This window comes from Rhizobium sp. BK591, from assembly GCF_014195045.1.
GTDB classification, from domain to species: Bacteria; Pseudomonadota; Alphaproteobacteria; order Rhizobiales; family Rhizobiaceae; genus Rhizobium; species Rhizobium anhuiense.
The window spans coordinates 580,906-599,328 of sequence record NZ_JACIAZ010000004.1 but is presented as its reverse complement, the minus strand read 5'-3'; the positions used below and the strand labels follow the sequence as shown (position 1 = coordinate 599,328).

Here is an 18,423-nt window from a genome sequence, read left to right as displayed (position 1 = left end):
CTGAGAAATCCATGTAAATTGACCCCTGACGTCCCGGCCACATGGGCTGAAACTGTGTCTGGCCAGTTGCGTGCTCTGCGCTGGGATCGCCGTCCGGCACTCTGTTGGTCACACGTTCGCCCAATTTGGCCTGCAAGCCATCCTGGCAATGCCGCGCTGCGTTCCAGCAGTCAATGTTAAATCGCCCGTCAGTCTTATGGCCTGAGTTGTGGAACCGTTGAAAGGCAGCTGTAAAATGTGCCCTTTAGTTGAATCGCCGTCGAAATGAGAAGCGGATGGACATCGCTCTCGTTCTCGCCGGCTTCATCGGACGAATGGTAAAATAAGCAATAACCCTAAAACACCCGATGAACCTTGCGGCCCCTCCGCTGCTCTTCAGGTCGTCTCTCGCTGTGGACAGAAGCCCGTCTAAGGCGAGTAGTTTTCATTTCACCCTGATGCTGGTTGCATATTGACCGGTCTCACGGTACGAAATCCTGGGAGGCCAAATATCGAGGCCCAAATGATTACGCATCGTCAAGATATCGACGGCCTGCGTGCCGTAGCCGTAATTTTTGTGATTCTTTATCACTGTGGATTTGACCGCATTCTCCCCGGTGGATTTATCGGGGTGGACATTTTTTTCGTGATCTCGGGCTACCTGATTACCAAAATCATTCTTGCTGACGTTGGGGATGGCCGATTCTCGATTGGCAACTTTTATAGTCGCCGCGCAAAACGAATTCTTCCCGCTGTCGTGGTCATGTATGCCGTTGTGATGGCGGCTTCTTATTTTACGATGCTGCCCGACGAAAGCTTGCGGGTCTTTAAGTCCGTCACTTCCTCAGCGCTTTTTGCCTCAAATGCTTATTTCTATTTTACAACTGGATATTTCGATGATTCCTCGGAATTCAATCCAGTCCTGCACACATGGTCGTTGTCGGTCGAAGAGCAGTTCTACGTCTTTTTTCCCCTGATCGTCATGCTGGCAAGCCGATATGGGCGCAGGGCAACCGGGATGGCCATAGCCGGGCTTTTTGCGGTCAGTATCATTGCTTCCATTATCACTGTTCCAATCAACCGCTCCGCAGCCTTTTATCTTGTACAGTATCGCGCCTGGGAACTGCTCGTCGGCGCTCTCATCGCAGGACCGGCACTGCCGAAATTCGCTGATGCGCGGATCAACGATGTGCTTTCGGCAATCGGTGCTTTGCTCATCTGCCTCAGCGCATTGCTGCTGTCGAAGACGTCCGAGTTTCCCGGATTGACGGCGTTGCCCGCGACCGCAGGCACGGCGCTGATCATCTGGATCGGCCCAGGCACACTTGTCAGCAAGCTACTCTCATTGAGGGTCGCCACTGCCATAGGCTTGATCTCATACTCCCTCTATCTGTGGCATTGGCCGATTTGGGTGTTTTCGAACCAGTACGGGGCATGGGAGCATGGCTGGCAATTGGTGCCGATCGCTTTGAGTCTCGTCGTCGCATATGTTTCGTGGCGATTTGTCGAAACGCCGTTCCGAACAATGAGATATCGACCTGCCGTGTCCGTGGCCGCCGGGGCTGCTTCAATCGCATCGGTAGCAATGCTGGCATTTGTCGGGCAACTCGCGGCCGATCAAATGAAAGAGGACAACACGGCCGTTGAACGGGTGGCGGAATTTGCTGACTACGACCCTTCGAAGGCCTTTCGCAGTGGACAATGCTTCCTCACGTCAAACGACGGCATCGAAAAATATGATCGTGATGCCTGCCTGGCTCTATCAGACAATCAGCAAAACATAGCGCTTGTCGGTGATAGTCACGCCGCTCATCTATATCCCGGACTAAGGGCGCTTTCGGGGGCCAATGTCATTCAAGCGAACGCATCAGGATGTCGCCCCACTCTCGACGCCGAAGGCGAAGAACGCTGCATCGAACTCATGAACTACATGTTCAAGGATTTCTTGCCGAGCCATAAAGTCGATGTTCTCGTATTGGCTGGACGCTGGACAAAAGACGACGCGAAACTCATCAGGAAGACGGTGGATTACCTATCACCGTTTGCCAAAAAGATCGTCGTCTTCGGACCAGTGGCAGAGTATAAATCATCCCTGCCGCGGTTGCTCGCACACAGTCTCTACGACAAGCAACCATTTAAAGCCGCCGATCATCTGGTGCCTCGACAACACATCGGTCTGGACATTCAAGACGCGTTGGCCGGAAGCGGGGCAACATACATCTCTACCTATAAGACGATGTGCAACCCAGATTGTGTGGTGTGGACAAAAAGCGGAGACCCAGTCCAATTCGACTATGGGCACTTCACCGCCGACGGCTCCCGCATTCTGATTTCAAGAGTTAAGCAGGCCCTCGTCGTTCAGCGATAAGCGCATGCCCATCATCGCGCTTTTTGTTGAACTTATCCTTCGATAGCGGTGCAGCAGGGATTAAGGCGAGGGCATGTGCGGATGTTTGAATATTCGGACATTCAGATTGTAAAACGCCCATCTTTCAGAAACGACAGGGTTTGGCGCCACATCGTCCTGTTGACGGGTAGGAAAGTGTGGTTGGCGGGAATGACGATATGCGCCACGGCGCCGTCGAGACGTGTGCTCTCCACCGAAACCTTTCCATCATTCGGAACCCTGAGGCCGATGACAAGGGAAGAGACCGGGTCAATGGTCCGATTGCCGGCGATGATGCCAAGTTCGTAATCGACCGTGCCGAACAGCTTCGCCATTGCGGTCTGATCGGTAATCAGCTGCTGGCCTGCCGGTCCATAGACCTTCCTGTATAAGGACCAGCCCTTGAGGAAATCGGCGATCTGGCTGCCGTTGTTCGGCGTTCCGACCATGACCACTCTACCGAGGTTGGCTGGGCGATAACGCGTGAGAAACGCCCGGATGATCAGCCCGCCCATCGAATAACCGACGAAATGGAGATGGCCGTCTCCTGCCGCCGTCGCAGCGCCGTCGATCTCCGGTCGAACGATGTCGACGAGGTCGCTGATCGAAAACCTGGTGGAGGGGTAACCGACATTCACAACCCGATAACCGTGGCCGGACAGGAAGCCGGCGAGCTTCTCCATGCTCTTCTTCGCCCGGGCAATGCCGTGAAAAAGGATGACTGTGTCGTTCATCATCTCTCCGCTCAACGCGCCGCTATCGATCAAGCCCTATCCTGTAGCGTGCAAGCGTGAAGCTTGTCGATCGATGCCGGAGAGTTTCGTCGTGCCGTGCGCCTTCTCCACGCCGGAGCATGGAGGGCGGAAGCGATCAAGCAGATGATCGAGCGGGGGGCGCTTATTCTCACGCCCCCCACAAGCATCTTTGTTCTTACCTCGAGATGGCTACCGCTGCCTCATCGATAAAGGCTGCGACCTCCAGAGGCTTTGAATGCGGCAAGGCATCACTTGCCTCCAAGGTCACGACTTTCCGAGCATTGAGACGAGTCGACATTGCTGCCTGGTTTTCAGGAGCAATCATTCTGTCTTCGCTTGCTATTTGATACCAGGACGGCTTCTTCCTCCAGGCTGGAGCGGTGATGACGTCGCCAAAGGTGCCTGCAAGCGGCGCTTTTTGGGTGGCCGCCAAAACGAAAGCATCTTCGAGGGATATATCCTGGCAGAAGCTTTCGTGAAATTTGTCGGCCTTGAGCCATAGGTAGCTGTCGCTGTCCGGCTCGATATTGGCCATTGCCGCAGGCGGATGCCGTTGCGTGATAGCGCCTGGACTTTCACCTTCGTCGGGAGCGAATGCGGCGATATAGACAAGCCCCGCGACATTCGGTTGATCTCCCGCTTCGGTGATGACCGCGCCACCGTAGGAATGACCGACGAGCAGAACCGGTCCTTTCTGCTGGGCCACCATCTTGCGTGTCCGTTCAGCGTCCTCAGCAAGCGACGTCAACGGCAGTTCGACGGCGCGAACGGATTGATAACCCCTCCGCGCCAGTTCGAGTATGACCTTGCCCCAATGTGCGGCTCCACCCCAAAAGCCATGCACCAGAATGATCGTAGGTTTATTACTCATAGTTTTCTCCTATTTCGTGGAAAGAGCGACACGGCCTGATCGGCGACAACGGAATCCGAGCATCTTTTTCGCCTCCTTCCTCCACCGTCGACGGAGTTGGCGGCTTATTCCGCTGACCAACGAGCGGCCCTATACATACATCCAAATGCTTTAATTGATTGCATTCAATATAGCTAGGCCGTTCCGATTGATGCGATAAGGCATCTTGACGCAAACCTCCCTCGGAAGCGAGCCGTTTCCATTACCAGGCGCTGCCAGCACCAGAAGGCGGGTGCGGGTCTGAGCACCCATCCCAAAACCCCGGCGTAAGCGGGTTGCCGGGGCTCACGCCACAAGTATTATGCTTCCTCATGCTGATTGACGCGCAATTGAATGCATCTGTTTTGAGCTTTCGTGCATTCGATTGTTGCACTCGATCGCCTATAAAATCAGCTCTGGAACTTTCTCTTACAAAATTGATAGCATAATTGAATGTATTATTTGTCAATTTGATTGCTATTTATGCATAATCAATCTGGCATGTGGCTTGCAATTGGATGGATGCTCCCCGGATGGGGATCGGATTTCAAACCAAGGAGTCATCCATGCCCGCAGTGACCAAGCCCGCCAATCAAAAAGGCGACTTTCTTGTCAATTACGAGGAGAAGGTTTTTGAGGACGTACAGGCCGGCGAAGGGGAAAAAGCCCTCGTCACCTTCCATACCGTGGCGTTCGAAGGATCGATCGGATTCGTCAACTTGCTGCAGGCGACGCGCCTGAAGCGGAAGGGGTTCGAGACCTCGGTCCTTCTCTACGGCCCGGGCGTCACGCTCGGCGTCCAGCGCGGTTTTCCGACGCTCGGCGCGGAGGCCTTTCCCGGCCATCTGAATTTCAACAACCAAATCGTCAAGTTCATGGAAGAAGGTGGCAAGGTCTATGCGTGCCGTTTTGCCCTTCAGGCGCTTTACGGCCATGGCGAAGGCGCATTGATCCCCGGCATCACGCCGATCAGTCCGCTCGACGTTCTCGACTTGATTCTGATCCATCGCCGCGACGGCGCCTTCATCCTCGACACCTGGACGCTCTGAGCAGCAACCGCCCCAAAGAATAGGGGGCGGAGTCCTGGCGCTCCGCCTCCCCGCCCGTCAATCGAGGATTTCGTCATGGAGAAAAAAACGAGCGTCCGGGTTGCCGCCGCGCAGATCGCGCCGGATCTGACCTCGCGCGAGAAAACCTTGGCCCGCGTGCTGGATGCAATTCGTGAAGCGGCGACCAAAGGCGCCGAGCTGATCGTCTTTCCCGAAACCTTCGTCCCCTGGTACCCCTATTTTTCTTTCGTGCTGCCGCCCGTTCTCTCCGGCAAGGAGCATGTGCGACTTTACGAGGAAGCCGTCACGGTGCCGAGTGCCGCCACCGATGCCGTCTCGGCAGCCGCCCGCGAGCATGGCATCGTCGTAGCGCTTGGCGTCAACGAGCGCGACCACGGATCGCTCTATAATGCCCAGCTGCTGTTTGATGCCGATGGCACACTCCTCCTCAAGCGTCGCAAGATCACCCCGACTTTTCACGAGCGGATGATCTGGGGCCAGGGCGACGCCTCCGGTCTGAAGGTGGTCGACAGCGCCGTCGGACGCCTTGGCGCGCTGGCCTGCTGGGAGCACTACAACCCTCTGGCCCGCTACGCCCTGATGGCGCAGCACGAGGACATCCATATCGCCCAGTTTCCGGGCTCGATGGTCGGGCCGATTTTTGCCGACCAGATGGAAGTCACCATCCGCCACCACGCGCTGGAAAGCGGCTGCTTCGTGGTCAATGCCACGGGCTGGCTGACCGACGAGCAGATCGCTTCCATTGCTCCCGACGCGGGCCTGCAGAAGGCCCTGCGCGGCGGCTGCATGACTGCGATCATCTCGCCCGAAGGCAAACACGTCGTGCCGCCGCTGACGGAAGGCGAAGGCATCCTGATCGCCGATCTCGACATGAGCCTGATCGTGAAGCGCAAGCGGATGATGGATTCGGTCGGCCATTATGCCCGGCCCGAGCTGCTGCATCTTGTCATGGATGGCCGCGCCACGGCGCCGATGGTCACCACCACCCAGCCAGCCATCCCAACAGCCGAAGCAAGGACCCTTTCCGATGGAGAATACGACACATCTGCCGACCGAGATTCTGATCAACGAATTGCAGTCCTACGGAGCCCGGCTCGTTGACCCCAAGGCCGGACATGAAAGCCGCCGCGGTGGTGCCGGACCTTCCGACCACAAGGCGCTGACCATTGACGGCATGACGGTGATGGTGCCGGTTCACACCGCACCTGCATTCGAGAGTCCCTATCTGGTGGAAAAGCCGGATGATATGGGCCGCAGCCGTATCAGCCGGGATGGCAGGGTGCTGGGTGAGGTTTCCTTTCCCTTGCGCCCACGCTTCTACGAGCGCTCGACCGCCGACGGCATTCCCTATTCGCAGATCGCGGTTCTGCACGGCAAGGACGTGCTCGCCACGACCGTGCTACAGACCTGCATCCGCTATCAGAGCCGCAGCAAGACCTGTCAGTTCTGCGCCATCGGCCAATCGCTGGCAGCCGGCCGCACCATCGCCCACAAGACGCCGGAGCAGCTCGCGGAAGTCGCCAAGGCCGCCGTCGAACTGGACGGCGTCAAACATATGGTGATGACCACCGGCACGCCGAAGGGCGACGACCGCGGCGCTGCGATCCTCGCCGACAGCGCCCGCGCCATCAAGGCGGCCGTCGATATTCCCATCCAGGCGCAATGCGAGCCGCCGGAGGACGATATCTGGTTCACCCGCATGAAGGAGGCCGGCGTCGATGCCCTCGGGATGCATCTGGAGGCCGTGACGCCGGAGGTCCGTGCCCGCATCATGCCGGGCAAGGCGCAGGTCTCGATCGCCAAATACATGGCCTCGTTCAGGGCCGCGGTGGAGGTCTTCGGGCGCGGCCAGGTCTCGACCTATATCCTGGCGGGGCTCGGCGACAGCCGTGAGGCCATTCTGGATATCTGCGAAAAGCTGGTTGCGCTTGGCGTCTATCCCTTCGTCGTGCCCTTCGTGCCGATTTCCGGCACGCCGCTCGAAAGCCACCCGGCGCCCAGGCCTGACTTCATGCACTCGATCCTCGGCCCCTTGTCCAGGATGCTGGTCGACAGCGGCTTGAAGGCCGTCGACATCAAGGCCGGCTGCGGCAAATGCGGCGCCTGCTCTGCCCTTTCCACCTATGAAAGGATGCTCACCAAATGATGCTCGAAGCCTTTGCTCCCTATCGCTCGAGCGAATTCCAGGTGAAATTCGCGACCTCTGCCTGGGAGCGCAGCCAGGCGCATGCGCTGCGCCGTGCCGTCTTCTGCGAGGAACAGCGGATCTTCGAAAGCGATGACCGCGACGCGATCGACGATCACGCCATCCCGATCGTGGCTCTCTCCATGCTGGGCATTGCCGCCGACCAACTTGTGGGAACGGTGCGCATCCATCAGGCCGAACCCGGCATCTGGTGGGGATCAAGACTGGCGGTCCATCCGGATTTTCGCAAGATCGGCGCCTTGGGGGCGACGCTGATCAAGCTCGCCGTGTCCTCCGCCAATGCGATCGGATGCCACACGTTCCTCGCCAATGTGCAGGTTCAGAACGGCCTGCTGTTTCGCAGGCTGCACTGGGATGTCATCGAGGAGTTCGAGGTCTATGGCAAGCCGCATCTGAGGATGAAGGCCGACCTTGCCTATTATCCGCCTTGCGTCACACCCGAGGCAGGCTTCACCGCCCTTTCCAGAAAGGCGGCGTGAAGATGGTCGCGATCGACATCAAGGCCCTGGCGGCCAAACTCTCGACGAGCGGCGGCATCGCCGCCAAGCAGGATATCGGCACGATCGCCGCAAGGCTCGGCCTGCAGGGGCAGCAGATTGCCGTCGGCGACGATTGCGCCGCGCTGCCCGATGGCGACGGTCATCTGCTTTTTGCCATCGAAGGGTTCATGAACGAGTTCGTCGCCGCCGACCCCTGGTTTGCCGGCTGGTGCGGCGTCATGGTCAATATCTCCGACGTCGTTGCCATGGGCGGCCGGCCGATCGCCGTGGTTGATGCCGTCTGGGCCGATGGCGAGGCTGGCGCGACACTCGTTCTGGATGGCATGCGGGCGGCATCCAGCGCCTTTGGCGTGCCGATCGTCGGCGGCCACACCAATATGCGCACCGAACGCGGCCAGTTGTCGGTCGCCATTCTCGGTCGCGCCAAGACACTGCTGACGAGCTTCGATGCAAGGCCGGGCGATGTGCTGGTTGCGGCGATCGACCATCGCGGCCGTTACCGCGAACCCTTCAACAACTGGGAGGCCGCCACCGATGCCGCGCCGGCGCGCCTGCGCGGCGACCTCGAGCTGCTGCCCGAGATCGCCGAGGCCGGGCTCGCGCTGTCTGCCAAGGATATCAGCCAGGGCGGCATCATCGGCACCGCCATCATGCTGGCCGAATGTTCGCATGTCGGCATCGATATCGACGTCGCCGCCATTCCTCTGCCGGCCGGTGTCGCCCTCGATCGCTGGCTCGTCACCTTTCCGAGCTTCGGCTACCTGCTCGCCGTCGCGCCGGAACATGTGGCCGATGTCGTCACCCGCTTCACCGCGCGCGGCATCAGCGCCGCGGTCATCGGCGCGGTCGTGGCCGGTGCCGAGGTCGCACTGGTGGATGGCGAGAGCCGCGCAGTGGTGCGCAATCATGCCGAGACACCGCTGCTGCAGCTCGGTCGACAGGATGCCGCCGCATGAACCTTCCGTCGCACCGAACCTTGCGCATTGCGATGCTGACCCATTCCACCAACCCGCGTGGCGGCGTGGTTCATGCCATGCAGCTTTCGGAAGCGCTGACCTCGCTTGGTCATGAGGTGGTCCTGCATGCGCCCGATGCCAAGGGGGCGGGCTTTTTTCGTCAGCCCTCCTGCGGCACCGCCTGCATTGCCGCGGCGCCGGCATCCCCGAACATGACGGAAATGGTCGAGCAGCGGATCGCCGATTATGTCGGCTATTTCCGGAAAACCGGAGCCAATGGCTTCGACCTGTTCCACGCCCATGACGGCATTTCCGGCAATGCGCTGGCGACCCTCAAGCTGGAGGGCCTGATCCCGAGTTTTGCCCGCACCGTCCACCACATCGACCAGTTCGCCGATCCGCGCCTGATGGCTCTGCAGGATCGCGCGATCGATGTGGCCGATATCTTCTTCGCCGTCAGCCGCCTCTGGCGAGACAAGCTCAGAGAGGATCGCGGCATCGAGGCGACAATAGTCGGCAATGGCGTCGATACCAACCGCTTCTCGCCTGCCTGGAACGGCGAGCAGGTCGCTCTGCGCGACAGGCTGCAGCTCGGAAGCGGACCGATCTTCCTCAGTGTCGGCGGCATCGAGGCGCGAAAGAACACCCTCGGCATTCTCGAAGCCTTTCGTCAGGTCCGCGCCATCCGGCCGGATGCCCAGCTTGTCATTGCCGGCGGCGCCTCTCTCCTGGACCATGGCGACTATCAGGAGGAGTTCCGTTCTCACCTCGCCTGCCTCGGTCGGGACGCAGCAGCTGTGCATATCACCGGTGCGATCGCGGATGCCGACATGCCGAGCCTCTACCGGTTGGCGGATGCGCTGGTGTTCCCCTCGCTCAAAGAGGGCTTCGGCCTCGTCGTTCTGGAAGCCATGGCCAGCGGTATTCCGGTCGTGACATCCTCGATTGCGCCCTTCACCGAATATCTGGGTCCCGGCGATGCGATCTGGTGCGATCCGCATCATCCGGTCTCCATTGCCGAAGGCATGGCGCTGGCGCTGGTCGCACCGATCCGCGAGCAGATCATCCCCCGTGGTCTCGAGGTTGCCGCCCGCCATGGCTGGCACCAAACAGCAACAGCCCATCTTGCCCGCTATCACACGCTGCTGGAGGCCGACCATGCCTGAAATGCGGTTCGTCATTGCCTGGCCGGATGGCCGCAAGGAGACCTGTTACTCGCCCTCCCTGGTGATCAAGGACTATTTCGCCGAAGGCCAAAACTATCCGCTGGCCGACTTTCTCGATCGCAGCCGCACGGCACTGACCATCGCCAGCGACAGGGTCAAGGCGAAATACGGCTATCCCTGCGCGTTGGCGCTCGGCCAGCTGTCGCGCATCGAACAGGCCGCCACTCCCTATCTCACCGACGCAGAGGCCGAAGTCCGCTGCGAAAGCTTCATCCTTTGAAAGGACCCACCATGACCACACCATCCCTCAAGAGCCATTACAGCGCGGTTGTCATCGGCGGCGGCCAGGCCGGGCTCTCGGCCTCTCACTATCTGAAGAGGCACGGCATTGATCACGTGGTTTTCGAGAAGAAGACCGTTGCGCATAAATGGAAGAACGAACGCTGGGACGCCTTCTGCCTGGTGACGCCGAACTGGCAATGCCAGCTTCCGGACCATCCCTATGACGGCACGGATCCGCACGGTTTTATGGTCAAGGACGAGATACTCGCCTATGTCGATCGCTTCGTGAAGAAGGTCGAGGCGCCGGTCTTCGAGCAAACCAGCGTGACGTCGCTCGAAAAGCATGGCGGCCTCTTCCGGCTCGAGACCTCAGCTGGCGCGGTGACAGCCGATGCCGCGGTGATCGCCACCAGCCTCTATGCAGATCCGGCCATTCCGCGTGCGGCCGAGCGCCTGCCGGAGGACATCATGCAGCTCCACACCGCCGCCTACCGCAATGCCGACCAACTGCCGGAGGGCGGCGTCATCGTGGTCGGCTCCGGCCAGTCCGGCTGCCAGATTGCCGAGGATCTGTATCTTGCCGGCCGCAAGGTGCATCTCGTCACCGGCAACGCGCCGCGTTGCGCCCGGTTCTATCGCGGTCGCGATGTGGTCGACTGGCTTTCCGATATCGGCCAGTACGATATCACGGTCGAACATGATGGCATGACGAAGAAGAAGCACGACACCAACCACTACCTGACCGGACGCGACGGCGGACGCGATATCGATCTGCGCAAATTCGCGCTGGAGGGTATGATGCTTTATGGCCGCATGTCCGGCGTCGCCGCCGGCCGGATGCTGTTCGAGCCGAACCTGAAGGCCAATCTCGACAGTGCCGACCGTGTCTATAACGGCATCAATGCCCTGATTGACCGGCATATCGCCGAAAAAGGCATCGAGGCTCCGGCCGGATCCCCCTATGTCCCTGTCTGGGAGCCTGAGGCCGAGATTGTCGAACTCGATCTGAAGGCGGAGGGGATCACCTCGGTCATCTGGGCCACGGGGTTCAGTCCGGATTGGTCCTTCGTCGGCCTGCCGATCTTCGACGGCAACGCCTATCCCGTTCATCGCCGCGGCGTCACCGTCGTCGATGGCGTCTACGTGCTCGGACTTCCCTGGCTCTGGACCTGGGGTTCCGGGCGGTTCCTCGGCGTCGGAAGGGATGCCGAACATGTGGTCGGGCATCTCGCAGCTCGGCTTTCGGCACAGGCATCCTCTTTCAAGCAAGCGGTCAGCGCCTGATGATGAGCGCAGCCCTTCTCGATTTTCCGCCCGCAGGACCTTCGGCACGCGACTTGATGGAACGTGCCCTTGATCCGCATGTGCTTCTCGGCATGCCGCATTTGAATGGAAACGGGCTGTCGGAGACCTGGCTGATGAAGGAACTCGGCCATCGTCACTGGCTGATGCTCGCCCGTCACCTCGGGCTCGACAATGCGGATTTCAGAACGGCCGATGGAGAGGAAGCCTATGCCGCGATCTGTGCAACGTCCCTGACGGATGCCCATTTCGCCATCGTGCAGGCAAATGACATTTTGACGATCCACTCGAAGCTGTCCGCAGTCTCGCGAACCCGAACGTCGACCCGACACGAGTTGTCTCTGCACGGACGAAGCGTCGGCGCGGTGGAACTCATCTCTACCTTCGTTCACAGAACGATCAAAGACAACAATCACTCGATCGCGCGTGTGACGTTGCCTGAGCGGCAGGGACGGCGCTTCCAGCCCAGTCCTCTGGCCCAGAACGCTGTGGACATCCGGAATGGACGGTTAGGCACGCATTTCGGGTTTTCCGTCCTCGCTCACAGGGCGCTCCGAACCTTTAAGTTTGATCCCAGCGCTTCGCAGGAGTTCAACGGCGCAGGATTGTTTTATTTTGCCGAGTATCAGGCACTCGCCGACCGCGCCCTGGAAAACTGGTTTCCCTGCAAGGGACCGGTCGTCCGCAGGGACGTTTTCTTCCTTGGAAATATCGAACGAAATGAAAGTGTTTTCTTCGACCTTATCGATTTTTCCGACGAGCAAAAAACTGTCCATGGGCAGCTACGACGCGAGAATGGGAAAGTGATCGCCAAAATATTCAGCGCGTGGACATATCTTCGCTGAGGCATCGTCCCGCCATGCCTGCTTTGTGTCGTTTGAAACGGAGAAGGACAACGGGATGGCGAGCGGAGCGCGCTTGATGCGGCGTGCCGCTAGTGATCTAGTGGATGACAAATGGAGGTGAACTTCAGCAGTTCGGTTCATTCGACCGCTAGAAAAAGAAAAACGAGCACGTGACGACCAGCATCAGACATATCGCCAAACTTGCAGGAACGTCGGTCTCTTCAGTTTCGCGCGTGCTCAACAACAGCGGTTATGCCTCGCCTGAGCTCCGAGACCGCGTCGAGGCGGCGATCCGTGCACTGAACTACACGCCCAGCAAGGGCGCACGCATGTTGCGCGGTGCGCCAAGCCGGATGATCGGACTGATGCTGCCGTCGATCGAGGTGCCCTTCTTCGGCATCCTGGCCCATGCCATCGAACAGGAACTGTTTCAGCACGGCTATCAGACGCTGATCTGCAGCACGGCGGAAAACATGGACCACGAGGCGCGTTATATCTCCATGCTGCTCGCTCAGCGCGTCGACGGCGTCATCGTCGCCAGCGCCTTCGGCAGCATCGAGCATTTCGAGGTGCTGCGGGACGCTCGCATTCCGATCATCGCTATTGACCGCGAGCTGAACGGCATCGCTGACGATGCTGTCATGGCCGATCACGAGGAAGGCGGGCGGCTGATGGCGCGCCATCTGATCGGCCTCGGCCACCGGGCGATCGCCATCGTCGGCGCGCCGGCGCACAGCCAGCCCATCCAGCTTCGCCTTCAGGGCATCACGGCGGAAATGGCGAAAGACGGCATCGCGCCTGCCGTCGTGGCGATGGCGGAAGAGCACAGCTTTGCCGAGACCTACCGGCTGGCGCGAGAATTGTTGGCGTCTCGGCCTGATATCACCGCCATCATCGGCACGACCGACGTTTCAGCGATTGCCGCCATCCATGCTATCCAGGATCGCGGATTTTCGGTTCCGAACGACTATTCGGTTGTCGGCTTCGACGACCTGCCGGAAGCAGCCTACGTCTTTCCGCGGCTGACAACGGTTGCACAGCCGATCCGCGATGTCGGGCAGCAGGCAGCACGCCTGTTGGAAGCGCTGATCGACGAGCACCAGACCGGGGACGAATCCCGACAGGCTGCGATCGTAAAGGTGCCGGTCACGCTGATCGAGCGCGATTCCACCGGCCCCGTCCGCAGTTGAGCAGGTGGGTCTCGAGGCTAAGGCCGGACGATGACCTTGATCTCGCCGGGCAATGGCGCGTTGCCCACCACCTCGGCGACCTGCTCGAGGCCGATGGTTCTGGTGACCAATGCATCCAGCTCCAACACTCCGCTGGCGACCATTGCCGCAGCGCGCGAATGGGTGAAGGGATTGAGGTAGGCCGGCCTGATATCGACTTCGTTTATCAGCAGATCGAAGGGCAGAACCGGCACCTCGACACCCGCCGGCGTCACCCCGAAAAGCACGAAGGCGCCACCGCGCCGCGCCATTTTCAGACCGCTTTGAAGCGTGTCGCTGACGCCGGCGCATTCCATGACCACGTCGGCGCCGCCTTTGGTGACCTCTCGAACGGACGCGATCGTGTCAGAAGAGGCCGGGTCGAAGGCGTGCGTCGCCCCCAGGCGCAGAGCGGTTTGGCGTCTTGATTGCTGCCGCGTGATCAAAATGATCTCGCTCGCCCCCGCCAGGCGGGCCAGCTGCACCATGAGCAGGCCGATCACGCCGCCGCCGAGGATGGCGACGCTGTCGCCCGGACGGATACCTGCCTTGTCGATGGCGTGGAGACAACAGGCCAGCGGTTCGCTGAAGGCGCCGTGAACGGGATCGAGGTCGGTCGGCAGCACGAAGGCCTGCGCGTGCGGCACTGCGACATATTCGGCGAAGCCGCCATCCCGTGTCACACCGATGGCGGTCAGGCGCTCGCACAGGTTCGGCCGCGCCCGCGTGCAAGCCGGACAGGTGCCGCAGGCGATATTCGGGTCGACCGTCACCAGCTCGCCGCCGGTAAACCGTGTCACCCCATCGCCGATCTCTTCGACGATGCCGCAGAATTCGTGGCCGAGCGTGACGGGGATCGCCGTCGGATATTCGCCCTTGTACATGTGGCGATCGGAACCGCAGATGCCCGCGGCTGCGACCCGGACAAGCAGCTCGCCCGGCCCGGCGACCGGTTTTTCGACACTGCGCATGGTCAAAGACCCGATCGACTCCAAGCGTACAGCCTTCATTCCACTCCTCCAGACCCCAAGTTCGATTGCCTATTGCTGCAGATGAAGCGAAGCGTCAGCTCATGACATTGCCGCCATCGACATTGTAGCACTGCGCCACGATGTATGCTGCATCAGGCCCGGCCAGGAAGGCTGCCATGGCCGCTTGTTCCTGGGGGGCGCCAAATCGTCCGGCGGGAACGGCGGCAGCCACGCGACGCTTGACGTCACCGGGTTTCAAACCTTCACGGCTGCCGAGTTTTGCATCGACGACATCCCACATCGGCGTATCGACGACACCGGGAGCGATGGCGTTGACGTTGATCCCGTAGCGGATCAGCTCCAGGGCGCAGCTTTGCGTGATGCTGATGACCGCCGCCTTGGACGCGCAGTAGGCCACGGCAGGTCCTTCGCCCCGTCGCCCCGCCTGGGACGAGAAGTTGATGATGCGTCCACCTCCCCCTCTCTCCACCATGTGCCGGGCGACGGCCTGCGTCATGAAGATCAGGCCTTCGATATTGACTTGAAATACCCTCGCGGTCCGCTCCCGGGATATGTCCAGAATCGACTCGACGTCATAAATACCGGCGGCATTGACCAGGATGTCGATCTGACCGGCGGTTGATATAGTGAAGCGAACGGCTTCTTCGATGCTGTCCTGGCTGGTCACGTCAAGCGCCATACCCCAGGCATGAGGACCGATCGCCTGCGCCACCCGTGCGCAGCGTTCGCCGTCGAGATCCGCCACGACAACCCTGGCGCCTTCGGCAGCGAAACGTTCGCAGACCGCTTTGCCGATGCCGCTCGCGCCTCCCGTGACCAATGCCACCTTGCCGGAGAGCCGTCCCGTTTCCGTATAGCTCATCGCCCTGCCTCCCTGGTCGCGCCCAAATCGGCAAAGGTGCCGTGCACGGCTGCCATATCGAATAGCTTCATCTCTGCTCCTCCATTCTGACTGGATGGTGATCGGCGCCGCGCTCTCGTGAGCCGACGCCGATGGGCTAAGCGGATTGCGGGTGCGTCTCCTTCGCCTCGCGAAGGAGGACAGACATGTCGGGGATGCCATCGGTGGCCGTCGCACCCGCGAGGCAACGCGCAGCCGCAGCATGGGCGACGGCGCAGATATGCTCGACAGGCCAGTTCTCATGCAGGCCGTAGAGCACGGCGGCACAGAAGGCGTCTCCCGCGCCGACCGTGCTGACGATATCATGGGGATCAACGGGTCGTGACCGCGTCATGACCGGGGAAGCGCCCGGCGCAAACCAGAAGCAGATTTCCGGCGCATGGATGATCGCACCCTTCGCGACGCCCGCGGCAAGCAGGCGCTCGCCCGCTGTCAAAAGCCCCGCCTCGACCAAGTCTCCCTTTGCATCGCGAACGACAACGCCGGTTGCCCGGGCCGCCTCCATCTCGTTGATGATCAGGTAATCGCAGAAGGGCAGAGCGACGCCGACCTTGGCTGCAAATTCCGGGTCCTCGCTCGATACGAAGTCCACGCAGGTCGTCAACCCGGCGCGGCGCGCGGCCTCCAGCAGGCGCGATGCTCCCGAACGGCCATCGGGGCCGATTCGGTCGAGACCCGGCAACAGCATGAGATAGCCGAGATAGAACAGCCGATAGCCGGCCTCAGCGAAGGTCGCGGGTGAGACATGTTTGTCGGTGACCGCATCGTTGGCGCCACCATGATAGAAGAAGGTGCGGTTTTGACCGGGCACATTCATGACATGCGTATGCGCCGTGACGCGGTCGGCCAGCGCCGTCAACCCACCGACATCGACGCCGGCGGCCGTAAGGCGGGCCTTGACGATCTCCCCGTCCTGATCAGCGCCGATGCATCCGGCCGCTGCCAGCTGTCCGGGAAATCCGAGCGAGGCCAGATCCGTGACGACATTAGCCGCCCCGCCCCCCACACCCAGATCCTGGTGCAGGATATGCGCAAGATTGCCCTGTTCGGGCCAATAGGACAGGGTGTGGACACGATCGACGATGAAGTTTCCCGCGCAGACGATGCCGCCCTGCTTCCGACTGTCGCGATGTTGAACCGCCTCCCGGCTTCGCATCAGCTGGCTCCCTCGTTCCACAAGGGTCTGAGCGGCGGCTCGTCCTCCTCAATCGTCGCAAAGCGCCCGATCGGCTCCAGGAAGACATTATCGCTGTTGTCGTCGTTGACCTGGCTAACCTCCCCGACAAGGACGGGTCCGCCGCCTTTCCTGCCGTAGAAGCGGTGGTAAAGCCCGGTGCGGATCGTCACGCTCTGGCCGGGCTGGAGAACCAGCGGCTCCCATGCGGCGAGCCGGTGCGGCAGCCCGTCGACCGGAACCGTCACATCCCCCTTCAGCACATTGCCATCGGTATCGGTTGCGGCGAATTCGATGACGAGATCGCCGCCGGCGCGATTGATGATGTCTTCCATCTTCGCCGCATGGCGGTGCGTCGGCGTGAGTTGCCCTTCCCCAACGAAGAGCAGCTTTTCGGCATAGGTCCGCTCCCCCTCGACATCAACGATGCCATTGCGCAGGCAAAACAGCACGAGGCCGCATTCGGCAAACCGGTTCGAGCCGAAATCGGTGACATCCCAACCCAGCTGATGGGCGCGCAAATAGGCCGATGCCTCCGGATGAGCGGCAAAATCCGCCGCCGTCCAATAGCCCCATGCCGGCAGGGACCAATGCCAGCGCTCGAGAGTTTCAGTTGCCCGCCGCAACGCGGCGTTGATCTCGGAGCGCTGCATCAGACGGACGCCCCGTCATAGGCGACCGGCACCACGACGTCCTCGCGGCCGGATTTGAGGGCTGCCGTCAGGACGGCATGATGCGCCTGCGCCTCCGCCGGCGTCGCGCAGCCGAAACCGTTGGCATTGCCGCCGGCAAGCTCGTCGACGAAGGCCGCCCACATCTGCTGTATGGCGTCGGCAAAACCGAATTCGAAGATCTTGCCTGTTATGGCCGGAAACAGCGAGCCATAGCCGAGATCCTCGGTGCTCCAGGCCTGCGCACCGCCATTATAATCCATCCACTGCCACTGGCGCGGAGACTTCGTGCTGAAGAATGCGCTCTTCTTCATGCCGAGAACGCGGATGTACCAGCTGTTGGATTCGCCGGGCGCGATGCGCCAGGTTTTCAGCACCATCGGAAAATCCTGATCTGCGGTGCGCACGCGGCTGCTGATCGTGGCATTGTCCCAGGTGGTGCAGGGCAGCATGCCGCCCTTGCCGTCGGGACGTTCGGTGACCTTTTTGACCAATTGCGCATGCAGTGTGGTCGGGCGCCAGCCGAGACGCAGCGGCACGTGCAGCACATGCATGCCGAGATCACCCATGCAGCCATAATCGCCGTTGATCTCGGCCATCCGCTTCCAGTTGATCGGCTTCTGCCGGTCGATATCCGAAGAATGCAGGAACCCCGCCTCGACTTCGAGGATATCTCCAATCTCGCCGCTTTTTGCGAGCGCGATGACCTTCTGTGCACCGGGGAAGAACGGCATTTCCGACGAGCAGCGGACCAGGAGGTCGGGATGCTCGGCTAGAACCGCCATGATCTCCCGGTTCTGAGCGGCGTCCATGCCGAAGGGCTTTTCACCGAGAAGATGTTTTCCGGCCTTCAGAACGTCGATATAGAATTGCTGGTGCAGCACATGCGGGACGGCGCAATAGACCGCATCAACCTCGGGATTGGCCAGAAGCTCTTTATAGTCGGCGGTTACTTGCCGAACGCTCGGCACATGATCCCTGAACCAGTCGAGCAGCGTCGTGTTGGTGTCGCAGACGGCGACGATTTCCGGTCGCGCCTTCACATCGGCCAGGTGTAGCCAGCGCGCCGCGGCACTGGCGAATTCGCGTCCCATCAGACCGCAGCCGATGACGCCGAAGCGGAATGTTTTCGTCATGACAT

General features: G+C 60.7%; 18 protein-coding genes. 11 read left to right on the top strand and 7 right to left on the bottom strand.

Going from position 1 to position 18,423, the window contains the following annotated elements:
• The first annotated feature begins 502 nt into the window (after positions 1-502).
• On the top strand, positions 503-2,347 hold the full coding sequence (locus tag FHX10_RS21110; RefSeq protein ID WP_184390135.1) for an acyltransferase family protein: 1,845 nt from the start codon (positions 503-505) through the stop codon (positions 2,345-2,347).
• 101 nt (positions 2,348-2,448) lie between these two features.
• Here FHX10_RS21110 and FHX10_RS21105 read toward each other — a convergent pair whose 3' ends face one another.
• Both FHX10_RS21105 and FHX10_RS21100 read right to left on the bottom strand, forming a co-directional pair.
• Positions 2,449-3,099, bottom strand: a complete 651-nt coding sequence (locus FHX10_RS21105) for an esterase/lipase family protein (RefSeq protein WP_097544581.1) — start codon at positions 3,097-3,099, stop codon at positions 2,449-2,451.
• Positions 3,100-3,295: 196 nt separating this feature from the next.
• A complete protein-coding gene (locus FHX10_RS21100; RefSeq protein ID WP_168332649.1) occupies positions 3,296-3,991 on the bottom strand; it encodes an alpha/beta hydrolase in 696 nt (231 codons plus the stop codon).
• Between the two features lie 584 nt (positions 3,992-4,575).
• Here FHX10_RS21100 and FHX10_RS21095 point away from each other — a divergent pair.
• The 10 genes from FHX10_RS21095 (at position 4,576) to FHX10_RS21050 (ending at position 13,526) form a co-directional block, all read left to right on the top strand.
• Positions 4,576-5,058, top strand: coding sequence for an MSMEG_0572/Sll0783 family nitrogen starvation response protein (locus tag FHX10_RS21095; RefSeq protein ID WP_003521909.1), 483 nt, complete (start codon positions 4,576-4,578; stop codon positions 5,056-5,058).
• 75 nt (positions 5,059-5,133) lie between these two features.
• A complete protein-coding gene (locus FHX10_RS21090) occupies positions 5,134-6,180 on the top strand; it encodes a Nit6803 family nitrilase (protein WP_184390132.1) in 1,047 nt (348 codons plus the stop codon).
• Entirely contained in the window at positions 6,107-7,225 is a 1,119-nt protein-coding gene (locus FHX10_RS21085) for an MSMEG_0568 family radical SAM protein (protein ID WP_097544525.1), read from the top strand. Before FHX10_RS21090 ends, FHX10_RS21085 begins: the two co-directional genes overlap by 74 nt.
• Complete coding sequence (locus FHX10_RS21080) at positions 7,222-7,764, top strand: MSMEG_0567/Sll0786 family nitrogen starvation N-acetyltransferase (protein WP_097544524.1); 543 nt, start codon at positions 7,222-7,224, stop codon at positions 7,762-7,764. The genes FHX10_RS21085 and FHX10_RS21080 overlap by 4 nt, the downstream gene beginning before the upstream one ends.
• 2 nt (positions 7,765-7,766) lie before the next feature.
• Positions 7,767-8,741: a sll0787 family AIR synthase-like protein gene (locus FHX10_RS21075; RefSeq protein ID WP_168332661.1), complete on the top strand. Its 975-nt coding sequence runs from the start codon at positions 7,767-7,769 to the stop codon at positions 8,739-8,741.
• Complete coding sequence (locus tag FHX10_RS21070; RefSeq protein ID WP_028757315.1) at positions 8,738-9,907, top strand: MSMEG_0565 family glycosyltransferase; 1,170 nt, start codon at positions 8,738-8,740, stop codon at positions 9,905-9,907. The genes FHX10_RS21075 and FHX10_RS21070 overlap by 4 nt, the downstream gene beginning before the upstream one ends.
• A complete protein-coding gene (locus tag FHX10_RS21065; protein ID WP_028757314.1) occupies positions 9,900-10,187 on the top strand; it encodes an MSMEG_0570 family nitrogen starvation response protein in 288 nt (95 codons plus the stop codon). Before FHX10_RS21070 ends, FHX10_RS21065 begins: the two co-directional genes overlap by 8 nt.
• A gap of 11 nt (positions 10,188-10,198) precedes the next feature.
• A complete protein-coding gene (locus FHX10_RS21060) occupies positions 10,199-11,473 on the top strand; it encodes an MSMEG_0569 family flavin-dependent oxidoreductase (RefSeq protein WP_028757313.1) in 1,275 nt (424 codons plus the stop codon).
• Positions 11,474-11,475: 2 nt separating this feature from the next.
• Complete coding sequence (locus tag FHX10_RS21055; RefSeq protein ID WP_028757312.1) at positions 11,476-12,336, top strand: Pnap_2097 family protein; 861 nt, start codon at positions 11,476-11,478, stop codon at positions 12,334-12,336.
• Positions 12,337-12,506: 170 nt separating this feature from the next.
• Positions 12,507-13,526, top strand: a complete 1,020-nt coding sequence (locus FHX10_RS21050) for a LacI family DNA-binding transcriptional regulator (RefSeq protein ID WP_028757311.1) — start codon at positions 12,507-12,509, stop codon at positions 13,524-13,526.
• A gap of 17 nt (positions 13,527-13,543) precedes the next feature.
• Here FHX10_RS21050 and FHX10_RS21045 read toward each other — a convergent pair whose 3' ends face one another.
• The 5 genes from FHX10_RS21045 to FHX10_RS21025 form a co-directional block, all read right to left on the bottom strand.
• Positions 13,544-14,554 carry a zinc-dependent alcohol dehydrogenase family protein gene (locus tag FHX10_RS21045; RefSeq protein ID WP_028757310.1) on the bottom strand — a complete coding sequence of 337 codons (1,011 nt, stop codon included), beginning with the start codon at positions 14,552-14,554 and terminating at the stop codon, positions 13,544-13,546.
• A gap of 55 nt (positions 14,555-14,609) precedes the next feature.
• A complete protein-coding gene (locus FHX10_RS21040; RefSeq protein WP_028757309.1) occupies positions 14,610-15,398 on the bottom strand; it encodes an L-iditol 2-dehydrogenase in 789 nt (262 codons plus the stop codon).
• Positions 15,399-15,534: 136 nt separating this feature from the next.
• The gene (locus tag FHX10_RS21035; protein ID WP_028756860.1) at positions 15,535-16,593 is read right to left on the bottom strand and encodes a carbohydrate kinase family protein; all 1,059 of its coding nucleotides are present in this window, start codon (positions 16,591-16,593) and stop codon (positions 15,535-15,537) included.
• Positions 16,593-17,264, bottom strand: a complete 672-nt coding sequence (locus FHX10_RS21030; protein WP_028756859.1) for a D-lyxose/D-mannose family sugar isomerase — start codon at positions 17,262-17,264, stop codon at positions 16,593-16,595. Before FHX10_RS21030 ends, FHX10_RS21035 begins: the two co-directional genes overlap by 1 nt.
• Positions 17,264-18,418, bottom strand: coding sequence for a Gfo/Idh/MocA family protein (locus FHX10_RS21025; RefSeq protein WP_028756858.1), 1,155 nt, complete (start codon positions 18,416-18,418; stop codon positions 17,264-17,266). Before FHX10_RS21025 ends, FHX10_RS21030 begins: the two co-directional genes overlap by 1 nt.
• Positions 18,419-18,423: the final 5 nt, after the last annotated feature.